A 20,888-nucleotide genomic window follows, 5' to 3' on the forward strand; every position below is an offset into this window, starting at 1 on the left:
TCTTATTTATACGTGGGCTGTTGTTCTGTTTGTCGTGTTTTGGTCGCATAATGAACGTTTTTGAGAAAAGTGCGCGTTATATGAAATGAGCAGCCGGCGAAATCGCCGTGTTGGCGTATACTATATTATTTGAGTAGCTTTATTCTTCTTTAGGGAGCAAATAATATGGCATTTGGCACCGAGCCTACACCGAGCGGTCTTGCCGATCCGACGATCGACCAGTTGATGGAGAAGAGCGAACACAACAAGTATTCGCTATCGATTTTCGCGGCGAAGCGCGCCCGTCAGATCAACTCCTACTTCACCCAGCTCAACGAGGGCCTTCTGCAGAACGTCGGTCCGCTGGTGGAGTACCAGAATAACGAGAAGCCGCTTTCCATCGCCTTCCGTGAAATCAACGAAGGCCTGCTGGAAGAGACCCTCGGTGAGGATGACCTGAGCGAAGGCAGCATCGACTAGTTTCGTTCTTTCGCTGTCTGGAGCCCGATTCCGTATATGGAGTCGGGCTTTTTGCATGTGTGAGCGCATTTTGGATTCATTGCAGGATGAAGTTCATGCGCCGTTCCTAACGGACTTGTTTTGCGAATAGTCGTGGGAATGTGACGCCAGGAATCCCCAAACGGACTTGTTTTGCGAATAGTCTTAGGAATGTGACGCCAGGAATCCCCAAATAGACTTGTTTTGCGAATAGTCGTGGGAATGTGACGTTAAGGGTGGCTAGGTGGACATGTTTTGCGAATAGTCGCGGAATCATGACATCAAGTTTTCGCAAGCGGGCTACCACGCGGCGTTGTGTCGGCTTTTGGCTTGGAAATAGAGACATGCGCGTACAGTGATTTTTCGTATGTATACACGTCAGCCGTTTTGCGGCTCTGGCATGGAAGAAAGAAGTTCACTGTGTCTACAGAAGTGGCAAAAGAGCGTCGCCTGATTTCAGCGGAATCGGTTACCGAAGGGCATCCCGATAAGGTCTGCGATCAGATTTCGGACGCGATCCTCGACGATATGCTCCGTCAGGACCCCCATTCCCACGTGGCCGTCGAAACTTCGGCCGCCATCGGGCAGTTCCTTATCTTCGGCGAGGTGACCAGCTCCGGCTATTCCGACATCCAGCGCATCGTGCGCAAGGTTGTCAAGAATATCGGCTACACCTCCTCCGAGGTCGGTCTTGACGCCGATTCGTGCGGCGTACTGGTTTCGCTGACCGAGCAGAGCGCCGAAATCAACCAAGGTGTTGCTCGCCTCAACCCCGAGCAGGAGACCGAGGTTTCGCGCGAAGAGCGCTATGAAGCGCAAGGCGCCGGCGACCAGGGCATCATGTTCGGCTACGCAACCGATGAAACCGACGTGCTCATGCCGTTGCCGATTTACCTTTCCCATCGTCTTGCCTATCGTCTGGCCCAGGTCCGCAAGGAAGGCATCGTCCCTCATCTTCGCCCCGATGGCAAGACCCAGGTCACCATCGAGTACGACGATAACGACCGTCCTGTCCGCGTTGATACCGTGCTCGTTTCCACGCAGCACGATCCGGAAGTGGACCACGATTGGCTGCTGCCGCAATTGCGCGAACATGTCATCGAACCGGTGCTTGCCGAGGTATGCGGCGACAAGATCAAGCATGACGACTATCGCATTCTCGTCAACCCAACCGGTTCCTTCGTTCTCGGCGGACCGGCGGCCGATGCTGGACTTACCGGCCGCAAGATCATCGTCGACACCTACGGCGGCGCGGCCCACCACGGTGGCGGCGCGTTCTCGGGCAAGGATCCGAGCAAGGTCGACCGTTCTGCGGCCTACGCCACGCGTTGGGTGGCCAAGAACATCGTCGCCGCGGGACTCGCGCACAAGGTCGAGGTGCAGGTGGCCTACGCCATCGGCGTGGCCGATCCGGTGAGCGTCAACGTCAACACCTTCGGCACCGAAATCGGCGGCGTGACCCGCGAACAGATTCAGGCCGCGGTGCGCAAGGTCTTCGACTTGCGTCCTGCCGCGATCATCGATGAGCTCAATCTGCTCCGCCCGATTTATCTGAAGACGGCGGCTTACGGCCACTTCGGCCGCACCGATCCCGACTTCACCTGGGAAGCCACTGACAAGGTCGATGAACTCAAGGCGGCCATTGCCGAGGGCTGAGTATCGAACCGATGTCGCAAGAAGCCGTATCCGAAGAACGTTCCGGGGATACGGCTTTTTGCATTTGGCGGCACAGCGGCAAATCGTTAAGAATTTCACAATTAGCAAAATTACGACGGTGTCGTAACTGAGCAATAGGGTAAATTTGGTTTTATATGTTGAAAATGCATTGAAATGCACATATTTTGGAGGTTGCGCATGGCCGCTATGACCGTAGCCGAAATGGTCTCAATGTTCCTTGAGGACAATGGGAAAATTAACATCACCGCATTTGACGGTTCATCATTCGGACCGCAGGATGCACCGTTGCATATCACGGTGAACAATTCGCGCGCTGTGTATTATATCGTCGACCATCCCAACGATCTCGGCCTTGCACGTGCCTATCTGCAGGGCGACATCTCGTCTCCGGAACTCATTCCGGGCAATCCTTACGAAGTGTTCAAGGAGCTTATGGCGCTGAAATCGGACATGAAGAAGCCGAGCCCCGCCGACCTGGCTCGTATCGTCGCCGCCGTATACTCGCATGGCATCCGTCATCCCGAAGCCCCGTCGATAGAAGGGCCAAGCCGCTGGAAGCGCCGCACCGAAGGCCTGCTGCCGCACTCCAAGGCCGGCGATTCCGCAACCGTGAGCTATCACTACGACCAGTCCAACGAGTTCTACCGTCTCTTCCTCGGCTCATCGATGACCTACACCTGCGGCGTGTTCAACACCCCGGAGGATTCGCTTGAGGACGCCGAATGGCGCAAGCTCGATCTCGTGCTCGACAAGCTCAACCTCAAGCCAGGCGATCGTCTGCTCGACATCGGCTGTGGTTGGGGGTCCTTGGAAGTCCGCGCCGCACAACGCGGCATCAAGGTTCTGGGCGTCACTTTGGCCGGAGAACAGGTCAAGTGGGCGCAGGAATGGATCAAGCGCGAAGGTCTTGAAGACCTCGCCGAGGTGCGTCAGATGGATTACCGCGACGTGCCCGAAGGCGATTTCGACGGCATCTGCTCGATCGGCATGATGGAACACGTCGGTTTCAAGCACTATCCCTCCTATTTCAAGGAGATTTTCGACAAGCTCAAGCCCAACGGCCGCCTGTTGAACCACCAGATCACCCGCGTCAACTCCATGACCGGCAAGTCGGCCGGCGAGTTCATCGACCGGTATATCTTCCCCGACGGTCAGCTGGCTTCTCCCGGCGAGATCGAGACTGTCATCCAGGACACCGGCTTTGAGGTTGTCAACCAGGAGAACCTGCGTCAGCACTATGCGCTGACCCTGCGCCATTGGAACCAGAACCTGGTGGCCGGTTGGGACCGCGCCGTCGAACTGATGGGCGAGCCCAAGGCACGCCTGTGGGGCCTGTACATGGCTGGCTGCGTGCTGAACTTCGAACTCAACAACATCCAGATCCATCAGTTCCTTTGCGTGCGTCCGGACGATAAGACGATGACCGATACCTACCCGCTGCGTCCGTGGTGGGTCGAGAATTCAGATGTTCTGCCGACACCTTCCAAGGCCTGAGACAGATGAAAACGCCATGGTTTGCCCCGTGGCGTTTTTTATTTTGGATGTGGCTCACATTTTTCAGGACCAGCTAAAAATGTGAGCCACAAACGAACATTCTGCCAAGCGCAAGCCCATTTATCGTTGCTATCCAGCGGTTCAGCTGAGAGCTGATGCACATTTGGCTCACACAATTTTCGAGAGCCAAAAAAGTGTGAGTCCACGTTATCATGGAAGTATGAGTGAACCGCAGGCACAGCAACCGGCGCTCGCAGGGCTGGCCCCGCGCAAGCGTCGTAAGACGGTCACCCATACCCCGGCCAAGGACAATCCGATTGCGCAGGTCGTCTTGGACGTGCAGGCGACTCATTTGGGGCAGACCTTCGACTATCTGATAGACGAGAAGTTCTCTCAATCGGCACAGCCGGGCATGATGATTCGGGTGCGCTTCGGCGGCAGGCGCGTCAACGGCATCATCTGGAATCGCGTTGGGGAAAGCCATACGACGGCTTCCGCGCTGCGCTACATCGAACGGGTTGTGACACCGGAAATCCTGGTCTCGGCTTCGATGCGCCGCGACATCACCGTCATCGCCGAGGCATACGGCGGTACGCCTGCCAATATCCTGCGTCTGGCTGTGCCTCCCCGTGTGGCCAAAGTCGACAAGGAACAGCATCTGGCGGTGTCGGGGACGTGGGCCGGAAGCCGAGGTCGCGTGCGACTTGACGAAGGCCGGCTTGAGCAGGGTTCGCAACGTCTGCGTGCAAGCTACGACAAGGCGGTCGACTTGCAAAAGGCGCTCGTCGGCGGCGGATTTCGCTCCTTCGTGTTTGATGCCCTGCCGGGGCCCGGTCGGTGGGCCGAAGACATGGCCTATGCGGCGTGTCATTCGCTCGAGTCCGGACGAACGGCTGTATTGGTGTTGCCGACCATGCGTGAAGTCGATGATGTCGCGGCGGCGTTGCACCGATTCGGACTCAAACCGTTCAGGCAGACCAACGCGGCCAATGGCGGTTCCGACGGTGATTTCGCATTGTTGGCGGCTGCGATGGCTCCGTCCGAACGTTACCGTTCGTATCTTGCGGCAGCGAGCGGGCAGGTACGTTGCGTCATCGGCACCAGGGCGGCGATGTATGCGCCGGTCGAGGGCCCGGGCTTGTTCGCCGTCTTCGAAGACTGCGCGTACCAATATGCTGACGGCATGATGCCCTATGCGGCGGCCCGCGGGGTGTTGCGCCTACGCGCGAAACTTCATGGCGGCGTGTTCGTGGCGATGGCCAATGCGCGCAGCGCCGTCAGTGAGTGGGAAGTGAGCGGGAATTCGGGCAGCATGGCCGAGTGCTACAGCGGCAATTCGGTATCGGATTCACATGCGAAAAGTAAGATCAACTATTCGACGTCATCGGCTTCCGACGGCATCCATGCAGTTGACGGAATCATCGATAACGCTACTCAATCGTTTGCAGCAGAGGTGGCCGCTGTGTCTTCGACAGAGCAACACACATTCGCGGATGCCGATCATGCCGCAAAAGGCGAAAGAGCGACTGCGGCTACCTCTGATGTGAATGCAGCATCTTCCGTAGCGCACGCAGCAAGAACAGCGATTGCCGATACGTTCGAAACGGCGGGGGACAACACTGGATCTGCGACCGGAATCGATGCCGTGCACGACGTCAGCCGAGACGAGATTGAGGCTGCGCAACAAGCGTCCGCTGCATCGCCTTCACGGTCAGGCATGAAGGTTGGCGAAAGCGAACCGATACTGGAAACCGGCGAGACCTATTCGTTGGATCAGGACCACAAGCCGCAACGACGTGGAAACGCCGATATCCGGAAACAGGCGGAAACGAACGATCGGATATTCTCTACGGAACCGACCGCCCGCGTCGAAGTCTGCGAGACCCCGGTCAGCGGCTTCAGCACGGCGGTGCACCCGTTGCCGGCTGTTGCTGAGGACGCGTCGCCGTGGATTCATTGGCTCAACCGTGACGAACTCGCACGGCTGGCCGACCCGTCCATCGGAGCCCGCGTGCCGCATACCGCAGTCCGGGTTCTTTCGCAGGCCTTGGAAAACGGGCCCGTTCTCTTTTCCATTCCGCATGACGGCATCGCCGAGGTGCTCAGCTGCGCACGTTGCCATCGCCAGGCACGATGCCCACGTTGCACCGGTCCCTTGCAGAGGGTTCGCGGTGCGGCGCCGCGGTGCCGCTGGTGCGGGGCTCCCGCCGGTGATTGGACATGTCCGCATTGCCATGGCTCGCGCATGAGCGTCGTGCGTGTCGGTGCCGCCGGCACCGCCGAGCAGTTGCAGCACCTGTTCCGCGATATTCCGATGGTTCTTTCCAGTCCGAGCCAGCCCAACGGGATTGTCGGCTGGGTGCCGGAGCGACCGCTGATCGTCATCGCGACTCCGGGAGCGGAGCCGAGAGTAAAGACCGAGGACGGCGGTATCGGTCATTACCAGGCGGTGGCCATTCTCGACGCGTGGACAAGCCTCTATGCTCCGGGAGTAGATGCCAGAATCGATGCGCTGACCGCTTGGATGCGGGCCGCTTCGATGTGCGCCTGCGGCAAAAAGGGAGGGCAGGTCCTGCTGATCGGTGAGACCGATCCGGTGATCGCTTATTCGCTGACGCAGTGGGATTCCCGTATTCTCGCCGCCAGAGAGCTCGACGAACGTGCCGAAACCGGGCTTTCGCCGATCTTCGCCGTGGCCTGCGTATGGGGACGTAGGGATGCGGTGACAAGGACGTTGAACAATATAGGAGCATTGACCGGTGATATCAGCCAGGTCACTACCGAGGTCGGAGCTCTTTCGGCGGTCCTCGGACCCGTGCCTATCGCCCAGCCCAGAACGGTGGATGCCCGGGAGTTGGAGGCGACCCGGGACCGTGTCAAAGCCGTGGTCCGTGTCCCGCAGTGTCAGCGTGCACAACTGGCCAAACGCCTGCACGCCGAGGTCGCGCGTCATGTTGCCACACGCACGCCGGGGGAGTTGCGATTCCAGCTTGATCCCAAGGATCTCATTTAGCCTGCAGCAAGTTGCGTCATATGTTCGTCGCCGTTGCATGGAAACATGGGAGCAGTTGAAGATATCGGGCATTTTCAAGGAGGAGCCATGAAAGGCTGGCCGGGTGAACCGGAAATGGACTACAACGTGATCAAGTCGGAGGATGCGGCGCAAGGTGCCGCCGGCAAGCCGATCGAGAACGTGATCTTCGATTTCGGCAACGTGCTCGTCGAATGGGATCCGCAGGCCGTCATGCTGCCCCGGTATTCGCAAGAGCTGACCGACAAATTCCTCGACAACGACGTTTCCGGCTTCTACGATGCCAGCGACGCCATGGATGTCGGGGGAACCGCTGTGGAGGCCGTGGCTTCGGTACGTAAGCAATACGGCGAGCCTTGGGCGGGGATGCTTGATTATTATTTCAAGAACTTCGAGGACTCGCTGGTCGGTCCGGTCGAGGGCATGCGGGTTCTGGTCAATGACTTGAAGGCTGCCGGCATCGGCGTGTGGGGTCTGTCGAATTGGGCGACCGAGCTGTTCCCGCCGGCCGAAAAGATCTATCCGATCCTAAGCGACCTGGACGATGCCGTGGTATCCGGCTATGTCAAGCTGCGCAAGCCACACCGTGATATCTTCGAATTCGCGCTGGAACGCTTCGGCATTTGCGCCGATAGCGCTGTGTTCATCGACGACAAGGCTATGAACATCGTAGGCGCCAACGCTGCCGGGATTCGAGGCATACGATTCAACGATTCCGGTGCATTGAGGCAATTGCTCAGAGAGCAGGGTCTCGCCATCCCCGGAATTCAGGACTGAACCGGTACGCTGATCAGCCCATTCGAAACCATGGTCGACATCTTGCATCGATATCTGTGTTCTCCTGCGTTCGGGCTATGGTCATTCGGTTTTTGCTAGAGTGTCTGGATGAATCGGCCTATGGAACGAAAGGAACCTCCATGTTGAAAGTATTGTTTGCCGGAACGCCGGAAGTCGCGGTTCCCGCGTTGCGTCGATTGGCGGGAGACCACGAGCATTTCGAGGTGGTCGCCGTGCTCACCAGGCCGGATGCGCCTCAAGGCCGTGGGCGGAAGCTCACACCGAGCCCGGTCAAGGAAGCGGCGCTGGATTTCGATATCCCCGTTTTGGAATGTGACCCGAAGGAGCCGACCTTCGTCGCCGAGCTCAAAGCCACCGGTGCCGAAGCCGGGGCGGTGGTCGCTTACGGCAAAATCCTCAAGGAAGACGTGCTGGGCGCACTGCCGATGGGTTGGTACAACCTGCATTTCTCATTGTTGCCGCAGTGGCGTGGAGCCGCGCCGGTGCAGCGATCGGTATGGAGCGGCGACACCATCACCGGAGCCACCGTTTTCAAACTCACCCGCGGCATGGACACCGGCCCGATTCTGGCGCAGTCGACGTGCGAGATCGGCGCGCACGACACTTCCGGAGATGTCCTTTCCCGCCTGGCCGAAGACGGTTCTTACCTGCTCGCCTCGGCATTGACCGCCATGGCCGAAGGGCGTATCGTCCTTCAGGAGCAGCCTCAGGGTGCTTATGAGGTCGCAAAGAAAATCACGCATGAGGATGCACGTATCCGCTTCGATGTGCCGGTGTTTGCCGTCGACCGGCAGATCCGTGCCTGCACTCCCGAGCCGGGGGCATGGTGCATGCTGCATCCGCACGGTGCGGGTGATGGTTTGCAACGCTCTGTGCGAGCTGACGCAGCTGAGGCCTCTTCGAATGCTGAACGTGACATGGGCGATGCCGAGCCGTTCCATGTCCTGAAGGCCCATCCGGCCGACACCAATGATCCCCAAATTCCGACCGATCTGAAACCGGGTATGCTGGCAAGCTCCAAAAAGCATGTTTGGATAGGCACAGCCAGCGCCCCTCTCGAGCTCGAGGAAGTCAAGGCGCAGGGCAAGAAAGCCATGCGTGCGGCCGATTGGGCCCGAGGTGCGCGCTTGTCTGCCGGCGCCTGTGTGGATTGAGCCAAAACCGCTTGACGCGTTCGTGGTTTGCCGACGAGACATGACTTGCGAGCGAACCTGAATTCGTGCCTTTCACTTGTTTTCCCTTGTCGCTATTTGACGGTTCCATGCATCGTGATTGTATGGTGCGAGAGAAGGTTCATGTAAATAAGTGTCGGTACACTGGAAACACAGGAACGTAACAGAAAAAACCTTTTCAACAGGTACGCACAAGGAAGGCAAAAGGATGAGGCAAATCAATATCGCAGGGCAATCGGTGCCGGCGGTCGGCATCGGTACATGGCATATGGGCAACGAGCCGGAACGCCATGACGAGGAGATCGCCGCCATACGTGCAGGTATCGAGGCTGGAGCAAGGGCAGTCGACACCGCAGAAGTGTACGGAACCGGTAAATCCGAAACGCTGGTGGGTGAGGCGTTGCAGCCGTTCAATCGCGACGATATTTTCCTTATCTCGAAAGTGAAGCCGGACAATGCCTCCAAGGCGGCGATGGAACAACATCTTGACGCCAGCCTGAAACGCCTGCGCACCGACCATTTGGACCTGTATCTCTATCATTGGCGTGGCGGCTCGATTCCGCTCAGAGAGACGGTTGCCGAACTTGATCGGCTACGTGAGACCGGCAAGATTCGCGCCTGGGGCGTCTCGAATTTCGACATCCCGGATATGCAGGAACTGATGGCGCTGCCGGCCGGCGGCAACGTCGCGGCCAACGAGGACCTGTACAATATCGAATCACGCGGAATCGAATACGACCTGCTGCCGTGGCAACGTGAACGTCATATCCCGTTGATCGCCTACAGCCCAGTCGGAGGTCTTTCCAACAACCTGCATACCAGCATGCTCACCGATCCCGCGGTTTGTAAGGTGGCCGCAAGGCATGGTGTCTCTACATACGAACTGCTGATTGCATGGACCGTCCGTGACGGCAATACTCTGGCCATTCCGCAGACCTCGAACCCTGAGCATATGCGGGCCAATATCGCCGCAGCCGACATTGAGCTGACCCAAGAGGACCTGGCGGAGCTTGACGAGCGTTATCCGGCGCCGACCCATCGTATCCCGCTTGATGTGGATTGAGCCGGAACGGGTACCAAAGAAAAGTGGATTTGTGATGAGTGACGGCGAACAAGGCGACAGCGCACAAGTGTCCGGTAAAAACGGAGCAGAAGATTCCTCAAATGCAAGTAACACGGCTAGTGCAGAAGTGAGAGAACGTTCCGATTCGCATACCGGTCACGGCGAAACCTTCGACGACCTCGCCCACGAAAACGACAATCTGAGGGCCAAGAACCACGCACTCGCTGTTGCTCTGACCAGAGCCGGCAAGGAGCTGCAGAAGGCGAAATCCCAGATCGGGATGATGGCCATGCCTCCACTGAACTTCGCCACGATGGTGCGGGTGGATTCGTGCAGCACCGACGAGCAAGGCGTTCAACACGCCAAGGCCGAAGTATTATCGGGCAACCGCAGGCTTATCGTGCCGGTGGCCTCCAACGTGTCCGCCTCGCGATTGGTGGGCGGCCGAACCGTGCTCTTGAACGAAAACATGGTCCTAGTCGAACAGCGTGGACTTGAGATTTCCGGGTCTGTGCGCACGGTTCGTCAGGTGTTGGATGACGGACGGCTGATGGTCACCGACGAATCAGGCAATGCAACGCTGATCGAGCGGGCGAGTGCGCTCGCGGATGTGTCCATCGAACCATCGACCCGTCTGCTGGTCGATGGCATGGCGCGGATGGCGCTGGAGGTCCTGCCCGCACAGAACACCAACGATCTGGTGCTCGAAGCGATCCCCGACGCTACCTTCGACGACATCGGCGGGCTTGATTCGCAGATCGAGCGTATCAAAGATGCCGTCGAACTGCCGTTCCTGCACCGCAAGCTTTTTGAACGCTATGATCTGCGGGCGCCCAAGGGCGTGCTGCTTTACGGCCCTCCCGGCAATGGCAAGACGTTGATTGCCAAGGCCGTGGCCAATGCCCTGTCCGGTGGAGACGCCAGCCGTGGCGTGTTCCTTTCAGTCAAGGGGCCGGAACTGCTGAACAAGTACGTGGGGGAGTCGGAGCGCCTCATTCGTCTGATCTTCAAGAGGGCGCGCACGCGTGCGGCCGAAGGCAAACCGGTCATCGTCTTCATCGATGAGATGGATTCGCTGCTGCGCACTCGTGGCTCGGGTGTTTCCAGCGATGTGGAGACCACCATCGTCCCGCAGTTCCTGGCAGAGCTTGACGGTGTGGAAAGCCTCGACAACGTCATGGTCATCGGCGCCTCGAACCGCGTCGATATGATCGATCCCGCCGTGCTGCGGCCCGGGCGTCTTGACGTCAAGATTCGCATCGAGCGCCCGGACAAGTCGGCGGCGACACAGATCGTATCGCATTATCTTACCGATAACCTGCCATACGAGGCCGGTCAGAGTGCGGAAACATTGAACAAGGTCTTGGTGGACAGTGCCTATGATGACGGTCCGCGACGCCATATCTGCGACGTGTGCGACGATCAGGGACGCTGGACACGGGTGACTTTGGCCGATGTGATGAGCGGGGCGAGCCTCAAAAACATCGTCGACCGCGTCAAGACACATGCTGTCAAGGATTCGATCACGCTGGGCCGTCCGATGGAAATCGGCGCTGATGCAGTGCTTCGTGCGGTCGATGACGAATTCGATGAGACCGGTGATTCGGTGATGGACTCTGATCCGGTGCAATGGTCCAAGATCAACGGCATCGCCGGTGGCCATGCGGTGCGTATTCGGCCTGCGCAGTGATTCTTGAAACCAGGGGATGACAAACCAATGAGCGTACGCAGAATGATGGGAACCGAGACGGAATATGCCGTTTCGGATATGGGAAGCGACCACGCCAATCCAGTCCGGCTTTCGTTCGACGTGGTCAGCGGTGCCGCGAATCCGCAGACACAGCATATCCGCTGGGATTACCGGCAGGAAGACCCGTTGAACGACGCCCGTGGCACCCGTCTGCCCCGTGCCGCCGCACGCCCCGACATGCTCACCGACGAGCCACAACGGCAGATTGTCAATGTCATCGCGCCCAACGGCGGCCGTGTCTATGTCGATCACGCCCATCCGGAATATTCGGCTCCGGAAACCATGGATCCCTTCGAAGCGGTGTGCTACGATCACGCCGGTGACCTGATCATGTTCCAGGCGACGCAGAAAGTCAATGAGCGCAACGGTTCCCATATCGTTCTGCATCGCAACAACGTTGACGGTAAAGGTGCCAGCTGGGGTACGCACGAGAACTATATGATGCTGCGTCGCGTCCCGTTTGGCAAGGTCGCGGCCTTGATGGTCCTCCATTTCATCTCACGGCAGATCTACACCGGCTCCGGTCGTGTCGGCATCGGCGAGAAAAGCGAGGAAGCCGGCTATCAGTTGAGCCAGCGTGCCGATTACGTTCATTCCATTATCGGCTTGCAGACCACCTTCGACCGTCCGATCGTCAACGCCCGCGACGAGTCCCATGTCACCGGCGATTACCGTCGCCTGCACGTCATCGTCGGCGACGCCAACCGCATGGACATGCCACAAGTGCTGAAGCTCGGCACGACGAGCATGCTGCTGTGGCTGCTTGAACAGGCCGATGGCGAACATTCGGCTCTCGACCTTGATGATCTACTGGCCGAACTTCAATTGGTCGATCCGGTGGAAGCGATGCACGCCGTCTCACATGATTTGACGCTTTCTGTCCCACTGCCGCTTGAACAGGGCGGCAGTGCCACTGCCTGGCAGATTCAGATACGTCTTTTTTCAGCTGTTTGTGCCCAGGGCGCGGCAACGTACGGTAGCGACACCAGGGGAGAACCGCTATGGCCGGACGAACCGACGAAACGGATTATGACGATGTGGCGGCAGGCATTGATGGATGTGGCCGCTGTGCGCCATGCCAGCGATGACGAACGTCTGAAGATGAGCGATGAAGGCTCGCGTCTGGAATGGCTGCTCAAATGGCAATTGTTGGAGCGTTTGCGGCGCAAGGCAGGTATCGGCTGGTCCAATACGAAGCTGGCGGCCCTCGACCTGAGTTGGGCGGCCCTCGATCCGGCTCGTTCGGTTTTCGCTCGTCTCGAATCCCAGACGCAACGAATGACGCTGAATCAAAACGATGACCAGAATCAGGCCGATGTACAGGTCCAGCGTGCTGCCTCGAATCCGCCTGAAGACACCCGTGCATGGTTACGAGCCGAAATTATCCGGCGTTTTCCGCAGGATGTCATCGCCGTTTCGTGGTCACATCTCACCGTCTCGAACAACGATAAAGGTGCTTCTGTTTCACCGGCTCAATACACCACCGACGGCGAAGGCAACCGGATGGCCCAGACGTCCCCTCATCTCTTCTCTCTCGATATTTCCGATTCGACACGTTGGTCCAAGACCAGCTGCGAGCAGTCGTTGGCCTATTCCGAGTCTCATCATGAGTCCGCAGCCCAGACCCTGCAACGTTTGGCTGACAAATGTGAACAGCACAAGTGAAATGGAAACTCAAGCCCAAGTGAGTGGAGGGTCGGGGATACGCGATGATCGAGCGTAGGCTTGGCCTACTAGCAAAATCGGAGATTTTGCCTTCGCGCTCGATACATCGCGCTCACTTCGCCTACAGACAGTCCACAGGACTGTCTGCTTAACGGCTCAGCCAGTAAGGGTGCCGAAACATTGTATATCCCGCCCCCCTCACGGTGACGCTGGAACTGAAATTTGAAAAATGCACAACCAGCAAATAAACAAAACTATAAACTGTCGATCAACTGCCGGTAATCTGCATCGGGCGCGAAGGCGAACGGGTCGATCAACTCGGCAGTGTGCCGAGCCGGTGCGGTTGTCTTCAGATGCGTCCAATCGCAGGTGAACGTCGCCCTCGTATCCAGTGCCTGACGAACGAATGCTCCCCGCAAGGCGGCCCGTGTATCTTCCGGTGGATTTTCGACGGCGTGTTCGACGACATCATCTGCCACAAGTGTTTCCACCAATCCATGTGCCACCAATGATGGGTAGATGGATCCGTTGACGATATCGTGGTAATTCATATCGATCTGTCGTGCCTGTGTCATCGAGAGTGCGGGATTGCGCTTCTTCATTTTGTTGAGCAACAAGTATTTCGCGACCCAGTCGACACGGTCGGATACTGCGCTGAAATCCTTGGCTGCCAAAGCGTCAAGTGCTGCTCGCCATTCGTTCAAAACATCCAAGCAGTCAGTGTCCGGCAAGGATTGCTCGATCTGGGCATGATGGGATTCGATAAATCGTGAAACGATAGTGAGATACAGGTACTGGATTTCCAAGGCCGTTACAGCTTGAGGATGGTTTTCGTGACCGGAAACAGCGGGCCGCAGCCCCAGTGTCTGCTGCATGGAACGGAATGCGTCGATATCTTCAACCTCCATCACCGGTTCACTACAGCTCAGGTCGGCGCTCATTGCCTTGTTGGATTGGCTTGGATCGACGAGAGCGCAACATTCGAAGCCGGAGGCGACGCCTTGTTTTGCGGCATCCTCCATCACGCAAAGCACCAGATGAGTGGTGGCCAGTTTCATGCTCGTCGCCCATTGCGAGCGGTTGGAATCTCCGATGATGACGTGAAGCCTGCGGAATTCGTCCGGGTCGGCGTGCGGTTCGTCGCGCGTGTTGACCATCGGCCGGAAGCGGGTGGTCGAAGACGAAACCCCTTCGTCCAGGAAGGCCGCTCGCTGTGTGATTTCGAACCCGGTTTCCGTGACGCGTCCGGCGCCGGTGAACAGCTGCCGGGTCACCAAAAACGGCAACAACTGCGCCTTGATGATGGGCAAAGAGACGTAACGCCGTACCAGATAGTTCTCATGGCATCCGAACGCATGGCCGGCCGAGTCGACATTGTCTTTGAACAGATGAATGGTGGCATGCTCGCCGTGCGTTTTGCGTAGCCGAAGCTGTGCGCCAAGAGCGAGCCGGCGCATGATCGCCTCGCCGGCCAGATCCTGCTTCAGTGCTACTGATGGGTCGCGTGCTTCGGCGGTGGCATACTCCGGATGCGAGCCGACGTCAAGATAGAGCCGTGAGCCGTTTTCCAGATAGGTGTTGGTCGAGCGGGTGCGCGAAAGAATCGGCCTAAACATCATCATCGCAACTTGGCCAGGGTCGCAAGGCTTGTCGGCACCCGTCACCGAGACGCCGTATTCGGTCTCAATGCCGAAAATGCGGTGGAACGAATCATAGTCAGGGGAGCGCGGTGTGATGTTGCCGGGCCCCTGATTGCTGCTGTCACGCAGCTGCGGCATCATTCGCCGCCTTTCTGCACGAAACTCGAAACGTATGTTTCGGCATCGGTTTCCAAGGTTGAGGAGATGTCGTCAAGCACTGCGTCCAGGGCATCTTCCTGTTCTTGGGGCTGTGCGGTTTTCTGTGTGCTTTCCCGGATCTGTGATTGGGGTTCCACACGTTGATGCTGTTGTCTGGCGAACTGCTGTGCCATGTCACTCCTTACCTCAGGCAACGAAGGCAAACCTGTCGCTCAACATCGCCATCAATATATATTTCTCTGTTTACTCTAGCTCGAGCGATATCAGTCATCTCATCTTGTTCGTTGGCTGATATCAACCCGGGTCTGCTGATATCAATGAGCTGCAGCCGCCGTGTCTTGCATTCCCGGATACGAGGACATCAAGGCGTTGCAGGACATTTCAATAGGTGGGAACCGTAAACCATCACCGAAACGGTTGCTTATTGGAACGGATACGCCAGATTGACAAGATAGGGCTTGAGGTCGTCGGCAATCGGGCCGTTGGTGGCCACGATGTCGTTTTCGCTACGCCAGTGAATCGGGTTGCCGTTCCAACAGCTCACCTTGCCTTGAGCCTGACGGACCACGACGGTTCCCGCCGAGACCGCGGGAATGTCCCAGCGGTGCAGATGAGGTTCGAAATAGGCGTCATAGGTGCCGTCCGCGACCTTGCACAAATCGAGCGACACCGGCCCGATACGCTTGACATCGGCAGGTTTGCCGGCTATGTCGCTCAGAACGTGGAAGGCGCGTTCGGATTCCGCAGGAACGTGGGACATGCCGAAACTCACCACGGAACCGGTGAGGCTGCTGATGGTCGAGGGAATCACCTTGCCTCTTTTCTCTCCGATAGGTGTACGACGAATACGAATGGCGCCCTGTCCGGTTGCGGCCAGGTAGGTAAGGCCAAGCGCCGGAGCGTGCACGACACCCAGTATCGGCTGTGCCGAGTGTTCCTCGTTGAATTCAAACAGGGAAACGGTGATGGTCCATTCGCTCATATTTCGCCGGAAATTGATGGCACCGTCGATCGGCCCGACGCACCAGAAACGGTCTCCGGGGTTTGCGTTTTCCGGCCTGTCGCGCCACATGCCGTCGAACGGCTCAATGTAGTTGAGACGATTCTCGATAAAGGCGATGAGCTTTTTGTCGATGGTGCTTCCCAGCCTTCTGCTGGTTGAAGGGATTTCGAGTTCGGCAAAATCCCGTGGACTGATTTGATCCTGAAGCGCGTGTTTGCCTGCGTCCTGAGCCACCTGAGCCACTTTCAGCGCCAACGCTCTTGGATTAGTCGTCATATCTACCTGCCTGTTTCCTTCTTGCTGCCTCTATACTATCCTGTAGGCTTTATAACCGTTGAACACCCATGAAAAAACCTCCGGTCGAATATCAATCGGAGGTTCGCAGATCAGATAAACTTAATCTTTAGTTCACTTCTTGTCGGAGACGGCCTTCTTGAGGAGGCTGCCGGCGGAGATACGAACGCCGTAGGATGCAGGAATCTTGATTGTTTCGCCGGTGCGGGGGTTGCGGCCAGTGCGGGCAGCACGACGAACGCGTTCGGCAGAGAAAAGACCGGTGAGCTTCAGGCCTTCGCCGGACTGCATTGCCTCGACGAACACATCCTGGAAGGCGTTGACGGCCGCTTCGGCCTGTGCCTTGGTCAGGTTGGACTTCTGTGCAATCTTCGAAACGAGATCAGACTTGTTGTATGCCATGAAGAATCCTTCTTGATTAGGGGCTTTCTAGATTGTTGAAAGCCACGTTTCAGTAATATATTCTAGCCCAAACTCTCGCCAAATACCGCCGATTGCGGTACTTTTTTCTTTCATTTGTAAAGATTTCGACCTGACAACGGTGTTTTTCATCGCATTGGAAGAAAAATAGCTGATTGGAAGGGCTGAGGCCGGATTCCAAGCGGAATTCCGGCCAAGGGCACTCCATTGACGGCATCAATGCGATTATTACGATCGGTTTAGAGAAGATTGTGGTGATCAAGCCGTTTCATGGCCATCGCACCGATCGGGATGCGCAGCCAGTAGAAACCGACTCGATAGAGCAACGTGGCGCTCAACGCGACGGCCGGAGGCACGCCGATGGAGGTGAACGCGAAGGTCAGTGCGGCCTCGACCGCCCCCAAGCCGCCGGGTGTGGGGGCCGCGCTGCCGAGCGTGTTGGCCAGAAGGAAGACGAAGATGGTCTCCAACGCGTTCGAGGAGTTGCCGAAAGCCATCAGTGCCGCCCAGAAGCCAAGGCCGGTGGCGATATTCAGGATCAGTGCGCCGCAGATGCCAATGGCAAGTTTGCGCGGCTGTGTCAGGACTTCTACCAATTGATGGGCATAGGAACGCAGCAGCGGCAGATATTTGTCGACGATCATGCGCCTGATCGGAGTGATGGCCATGCATAGGCACAACAGCAGCACGATGGCACCGATGACTACCACCAATGTGTTCGTCGGCACCATGCCGGAGAACATGTTTCGTCCGGTGAACAGCCCCATGATCAACAGCAATACGATGGTCGTCAGGCCTTGCACCGCCCAGGTCACCGACATGATGGCGGTGGCGGCGGTGTTCTTGTATCCGTTCTTGCGCAGGAACTGGAGGTTGACGAACGCAGGGCCTACGCCGGCCGGCATGGAGACCGCGGTGAAGCCGGAAGCGGCCTGTGAACAGAAGAGGTCGAACCAGTGTCGTTTCCCGCGCTCCATGAACGATCCGAGGGTGATGGCCGACCCGGCCCAGGCAAGCATGGAGAGCAGCAGACAGGCCAATGCCCAGCCGAGATTGGCGTGGCGCACGGCATCGATGACTTCGTTGGGCCTCAACTGCGTGAAGATGACGGCGACGGCGATGATGAGCAGCGTGATCGAAACGAACGATTTGACGTTGAAACGGGCCAGGGTCACCGGTTCCGCCGAATCGGGCTCATCGTGGGGATCGAGCGTATTCAGCCCGTTGCGCACTTCGCCGAGCAGCTGTTTGTTCCAGCCGGGGAGATTGCGCGTGGCCGAGGGGATGGCGATCTTCTGCACGAAGGGGGCCAGGGACACCAGCGTCTGACGGTTCCAGACCTGCAGCGCTGCCTCAATGGCAATCGTCGGATTGCTGAGCGTGGCGAGCAAGACCAGCAGCTGCACCTTGTCCATGGCGATGTTGGTGCTGCCGCTTGCATAGTCGCCGTTCTGCCAGCCTACGATGACATGTTCGCCGTGAATCTGGGCGAGGGTATCGGGGATGATGCGCCTGTGGGTGTAGCCCCGGCTGTTCGCCCGGTCAAGATAAGCCATGTAATCGACCATGGCTTCCTTGGTGAGGCTGCCGATGTCGGTGGGGCTTGGGGTGTCGGCGACGTCCAGCACCAGTACCGAAGATTCCTCGCTGTCCATCACTCCGTAAGGGCTGGGTGCGGTCAGGCCGGCGGATCGAAGGCCCAGAAGCATCGAAAAATGGTGGTGGACGGCGTCACTGGCCGAACGGTCCCGCCGTATGGCGACACCGGTGAACCGAAATCCCTGCCACAGTTGGTTCAGGTAACCCGCCGCGTGCGGCAAAGAGTCCAGCACGGAGATGATATAGCGCTTGCCGTGTACGTCTTTGGCGTCGTAGATACGGGAGTTTTCGATAAGATCGTCGTCAAGTCTTGTTTTGCGGGTCCCGATTTCGTCGGCTTCCTCGCGCCGATGCAGTTCGGTAAGGTTGAGACCGATGTTGCCTGCCGCCTGAACGATGCCGGAGCCCCATAGTCCTTGGGTCCGGGTTCCCATCGCAAAGCGCAGCACCAGACCGATGACGCGACCCACCGCGAAGGATACGATGGTTCCGGCGACCGAATGCCATGAGACGATGACGAAAATCGCAGCCGCGACAAACAGCGTGTTCCAGCCCCATTTGACCGAGGAGCGGGAACGTTTCGGCCCGGCGACGCTCAAAAACGCGCCGATACCCGCATAGAAGTCGGGAAGCATCGCCGGCCCCGCGCCTTCACTGGATCGCACGGCATCCATCAACGTGGGCACGCCTATATGGGCCAGCAGGAAGGAAAGACCGAGAATAAGGGCATACCCGCAAAACAGTGCCACGACCGAAACCGCGGCCTGGAACCATTCCCTGTTGATGAGCAGGTGGACCAGCACGCTGATGATGATGACGAAACTGAGGAACTGCTGAAGCACGGAAACCGGCAGATCCATCAGCCAGGTAAAAGCCTGTCCGGCGGTTCTGGCGTCGTGCTCGACACCGGTGGTGATGCCGTGCAGGTAAGTGGCGACGACGATGACGACGACCGCCAAGATCAGAGCCGCCACGGCATGGATCAGATCATTGGCGTTGTGGGCACGACGAGGAGCGACGTCATCGATGTCGACCTCGTCGTGCGGCGCTGACTGCTCTGGCGGAGCTGCATCGGACGGCTGTATGGGATTGCGCGCCTTGCCTGACGCGCAATCCGACTCCGTTGGGAAAGACCTCTCCGAAACCGATGAAGAGGGTGTTTTGTCGCTCATTGCCCGTCAAAACCTACCAGTTGCGCCGCCAAACCGGTATAGGTCTGCGGGGTGAGGGCTTTGAGACGTGCGGCGGTCGCCTCGTCGAAATCCATCGAATCGATGAACGATTCGATGTCGGCCTTGGATATGCTTTTGCCGCGCATGAGCTCTTTGACCTTTTCGTACGGGCGTTCCATGCCTTTGCGCCCGGAGAATTCCTGGGCGCGCATGGCTGTCTGGATCGGCTCGCCGAGCACCTCCCAGTTGTCATCGAGTTCGCGGGCGATGACCTCGAAATTGGGATGGATGGATTTGAGCCCGCCGAGCAGGTTGTCGAGTGCCAGCAGGGAATAGCCGAGTGCCGCGCCGATGTTGCGCTGCGTGGTGGAATCGGTCAGATCGCGCTGCCAGCGGCTTTCGACCAGAGTGCTGGAAAGGGTGTCAAGGAACGAGCAGGAGAGCTCGAGGTTCGCTTCGGCGTTCTCGAAACGAATCGGGTTGACCTTGTGGGGCATGGTCGACGATCCGGTCGCGCCTTTGACGGGCACCTGGGCGAAGACGCCGCGGGAGATGTACATCCAGATGTCCACCGCGAGATTGTGGAGGATTCGGTTGGCGTGGCTGATGGTGCCATAGAGTTCTGCCTGCCAGTCGTGGCTTTCAATCTGGGTGGTCAGCGGATTCCATGTCAGCGACATGCGATTGGTGACGAATTCACGCGAGATGGCCAACCAATCGGCCTGCGGGCAGGCGATGGTATGCGCGCCGAACGTACCGGTGGCGCCGTTGAGTTTGCCCAGGTATTCCTGTTGACCGACATGTGTCAATTGACGGTTCAGGCGATGGACGAAGACCGCGAGCTCCTTGCCCAGGGTCGTTGGGGTCGCCGGCTGGCCGTGGGTCAGGGCGAGCAACGGCAGGTCCTTGAATTCCTCGGCCTTTCCGGCGAGGAAATTCGTCAGTTCCCGGGCTTTCGGAAGCCACACCAACGTGACGGCCTTCTTGATGCAGCGGGCGTTGGCCAGGTTGTTGATGTCTTCGGAAGTGCATGCGAAATGCACCAGCGTCTTGAGGTTCGGCAGTTGCGTCTCGGCTCCGAGAACGCTTGACGCGCGCTCAAGCTCGTCATCGATGTAGTATTCGACGGCCTTGACGTCGTGATGCGTCTTGGCCTCATAAGCCGCGTGGCGTGCGATGCCTTCGGCGCCGAAATTCTCGGGGATGTCGCGCAGATAGGCGATCTCGGCCGGTGTCAGGGGCTTGAGCCCGTCAAGAACCGGCGTATTGCCGTTGCCGTCGAAACCGTTGGCCAGAAGAATCATCCATTCAATCTCGACGGTGATTCGTTCGCGGTTCAATGCGGGTTCACTCAGATATTCGACGAGTGGGGCGGTCTGCTTGTGGTAACGTCCGTCCAGTGAGGTTAACGCGATTGCCGGTGAAATTTGAGTCAGCTGCATAAGCCCTTACCTTAGCGCAACCCGTTGTCTGA

Annotated in this window: 15 protein-coding genes; 9 read left to right on the forward strand and 6 right to left on the reverse strand. The window is 58.1% G+C overall.

Features of this window, described 5'->3' with window-relative positions:
* Positions 1–165: 165 nt before the first annotated feature.
* The 9 genes from rpoZ (at position 166) to dop (ending at position 13,127) form a co-directional block, all read left to right on the forward strand.
* Entirely contained in the window at positions 166–459 is a 294-nt protein-coding gene (gene rpoZ, locus OZX64_RS03925) for a DNA-directed RNA polymerase subunit omega (protein ID WP_277155988.1), read from the forward strand.
* A 450-nt stretch (positions 460–909) separates the two neighbouring features.
* Positions 910–2,133, forward strand: coding sequence for a methionine adenosyltransferase (metK, locus tag OZX64_RS03930; protein WP_277174967.1), 1,224 nt, complete (start codon positions 910–912; stop codon positions 2,131–2,133).
* Between the two features lie 198 nt (positions 2,134–2,331).
* Complete coding sequence (locus tag OZX64_RS03935; RefSeq protein ID WP_277174882.1) at positions 2,332–3,648, forward strand: class I SAM-dependent methyltransferase; 1,317 nt, start codon at positions 2,332–2,334, stop codon at positions 3,646–3,648.
* A 220-nt stretch (positions 3,649–3,868) separates the two neighbouring features.
* Entirely contained in the window at positions 3,869–6,661 is a 2,793-nt protein-coding gene (locus OZX64_RS03940) for a hypothetical protein (RefSeq protein WP_277174883.1), read from the forward strand.
* An 87-nt stretch (positions 6,662–6,748) separates the two neighbouring features.
* Positions 6,749–7,456 (forward strand): HAD family phosphatase, encoded by a 708-nt coding sequence (locus OZX64_RS03945; RefSeq protein WP_277174968.1) that lies wholly within the window; start codon positions 6,749–6,751, stop codon positions 7,454–7,456.
* A 140-nt stretch (positions 7,457–7,596) separates the two neighbouring features.
* Complete coding sequence (fmt, locus tag OZX64_RS03950) at positions 7,597–8,631, forward strand: methionyl-tRNA formyltransferase (RefSeq protein WP_277174884.1); 1,035 nt, start codon at positions 7,597–7,599, stop codon at positions 8,629–8,631.
* A gap of 226 nt (positions 8,632–8,857) precedes the next feature.
* A complete protein-coding gene (locus tag OZX64_RS03955) occupies positions 8,858–9,712 on the forward strand; it encodes an aldo/keto reductase (RefSeq protein WP_277174885.1) in 855 nt (284 codons plus the stop codon).
* A 34-nt stretch (positions 9,713–9,746) separates the two neighbouring features.
* Positions 9,747–11,402, forward strand: coding sequence for a proteasome ATPase (gene arc / locus OZX64_RS03960; protein WP_277174886.1), 1,656 nt, complete (start codon positions 9,747–9,749; stop codon positions 11,400–11,402).
* A 27-nt stretch (positions 11,403–11,429) separates the two neighbouring features.
* Complete coding sequence (gene dop / locus OZX64_RS03965) at positions 11,430–13,127, forward strand: depupylase/deamidase Dop (RefSeq protein ID WP_277174887.1); 1,698 nt, start codon at positions 11,430–11,432, stop codon at positions 13,125–13,127.
* A gap of 254 nt (positions 13,128–13,381) precedes the next feature.
* On the opposite strand, the gene OZX64_RS03970 is transcribed toward dop, so the two are convergent.
* From OZX64_RS03970 to purB, 6 genes are all read right to left on the reverse strand, one after another.
* A complete protein-coding gene (locus tag OZX64_RS03970) occupies positions 13,382–14,905 on the reverse strand; it encodes a proteasome accessory factor PafA2 family protein (protein WP_277174969.1) in 1,524 nt (507 codons plus the stop codon).
* A complete protein-coding gene (locus OZX64_RS03975; protein WP_348519415.1) occupies positions 14,905–15,099 on the reverse strand; it encodes a ubiquitin-like protein Pup in 195 nt (64 codons plus the stop codon). The genes OZX64_RS03970 and OZX64_RS03975 overlap by 1 nt, the downstream gene beginning before the upstream one ends.
* 248 nt (positions 15,100–15,347) lie before the next feature.
* On the reverse strand, positions 15,348–16,205 hold the full coding sequence (locus OZX64_RS03980; RefSeq protein ID WP_277155980.1) for an inositol monophosphatase family protein: 858 nt from the start codon (positions 16,203–16,205) through the stop codon (positions 15,348–15,350).
* 132 nt (positions 16,206–16,337) lie between these two features.
* Positions 16,338–16,625: an HU family DNA-binding protein gene (locus tag OZX64_RS03985; RefSeq protein WP_277147010.1), complete on the reverse strand. Its 288-nt coding sequence runs from the start codon at positions 16,623–16,625 to the stop codon at positions 16,338–16,340.
* Between the two features lie 257 nt (positions 16,626–16,882).
* Positions 16,883–19,414 (reverse strand): lysylphosphatidylglycerol synthase transmembrane domain-containing protein, encoded by a 2,532-nt coding sequence (locus tag OZX64_RS03990; RefSeq protein ID WP_277174888.1) that lies wholly within the window; start codon positions 19,412–19,414, stop codon positions 16,883–16,885.
* Positions 19,411–20,856 carry an adenylosuccinate lyase gene (purB, locus tag OZX64_RS03995; RefSeq protein WP_277174889.1) on the reverse strand — a complete coding sequence of 482 codons (1,446 nt, stop codon included), beginning with the start codon at positions 20,854–20,856 and terminating at the stop codon, positions 19,411–19,413. The genes OZX64_RS03990 and purB overlap by 4 nt, the downstream gene beginning before the upstream one ends.
* Positions 20,857–20,888: the final 32 nt, after the last annotated feature.

The sequence above is a fragment of the Bifidobacterium sp. ESL0704 genome, assembly GCF_029392075.1.
Lineage (GTDB): Bacteria > Actinomycetota > Actinomycetes > Actinomycetales > Bifidobacteriaceae > Bifidobacterium.

Bases quoted from the DNA above. Each gene is read 5' to 3' on its own strand.
- rpoZ (WP_277155988.1), top strand. From the start codon at position 166: ATGGCATTTGGCACCGAGCCTACACCGAGCGGTCTTGCCGATCCGACG.
- OZX64_RS03935 (WP_277174882.1), top strand. From the start codon at position 2,332: ATGGCCGCTATGACCGTAGCCGAAATGGTCTCAATGTTCCTTGAGGAC.
- OZX64_RS03940 (WP_277174883.1), top strand. From the start codon at position 3,869: ATGAGTGAACCGCAGGCACAGCAACCGGCGCTCGCAGGGCTGGCCCCG.
- OZX64_RS03945 (WP_277174968.1), top strand. From the start codon at position 6,749: ATGAAAGGCTGGCCGGGTGAACCGGAAATGGACTACAACGTGATCAAG.
- fmt (WP_277174884.1), top strand. From the start codon at position 7,597: ATGTTGAAAGTATTGTTTGCCGGAACGCCGGAAGTCGCGGTTCCCGCG.
- OZX64_RS03955 (WP_277174885.1), top strand. From the start codon at position 8,858: ATGAGGCAAATCAATATCGCAGGGCAATCGGTGCCGGCGGTCGGCATC.
- arc (WP_277174886.1), top strand. From the start codon at position 9,747: ATGAGTGACGGCGAACAAGGCGACAGCGCACAAGTGTCCGGTAAAAAC.
- dop (WP_277174887.1), top strand. From the start codon at position 11,430: ATGAGCGTACGCAGAATGATGGGAACCGAGACGGAATATGCCGTTTCG.
- OZX64_RS03970 (WP_277174969.1), bottom strand. From the start codon at position 14,905: ATGCCGCAGCTGCGTGACAGCAGCAATCAGGGGCCCGGCAACATCACA.
- OZX64_RS03975 (WP_348519415.1), bottom strand. From the start codon at position 15,099: ATGGCACAGCAGTTCGCCAGACAACAGCATCAACGTGTGGAACCCCAA.
- OZX64_RS03980 (WP_277155980.1), bottom strand. From the start codon at position 16,205: ATGACGACTAATCCAAGAGCGTTGGCGCTGAAAGTGGCTCAGGTGGCT.
- OZX64_RS03985 (WP_277147010.1), bottom strand. From the start codon at position 16,625: ATGGCATACAACAAGTCTGATCTCGTTTCGAAGATTGCACAGAAGTCC.
- OZX64_RS03990 (WP_277174888.1), bottom strand. From the start codon at position 19,414: ATGAGCGACAAAACACCCTCTTCATCGGTTTCGGAGAGGTCTTTCCCA.
- purB (WP_277174889.1), bottom strand. From the start codon at position 20,856: ATGCAGCTGACTCAAATTTCACCGGCAATCGCGTTAACCTCACTGGAC.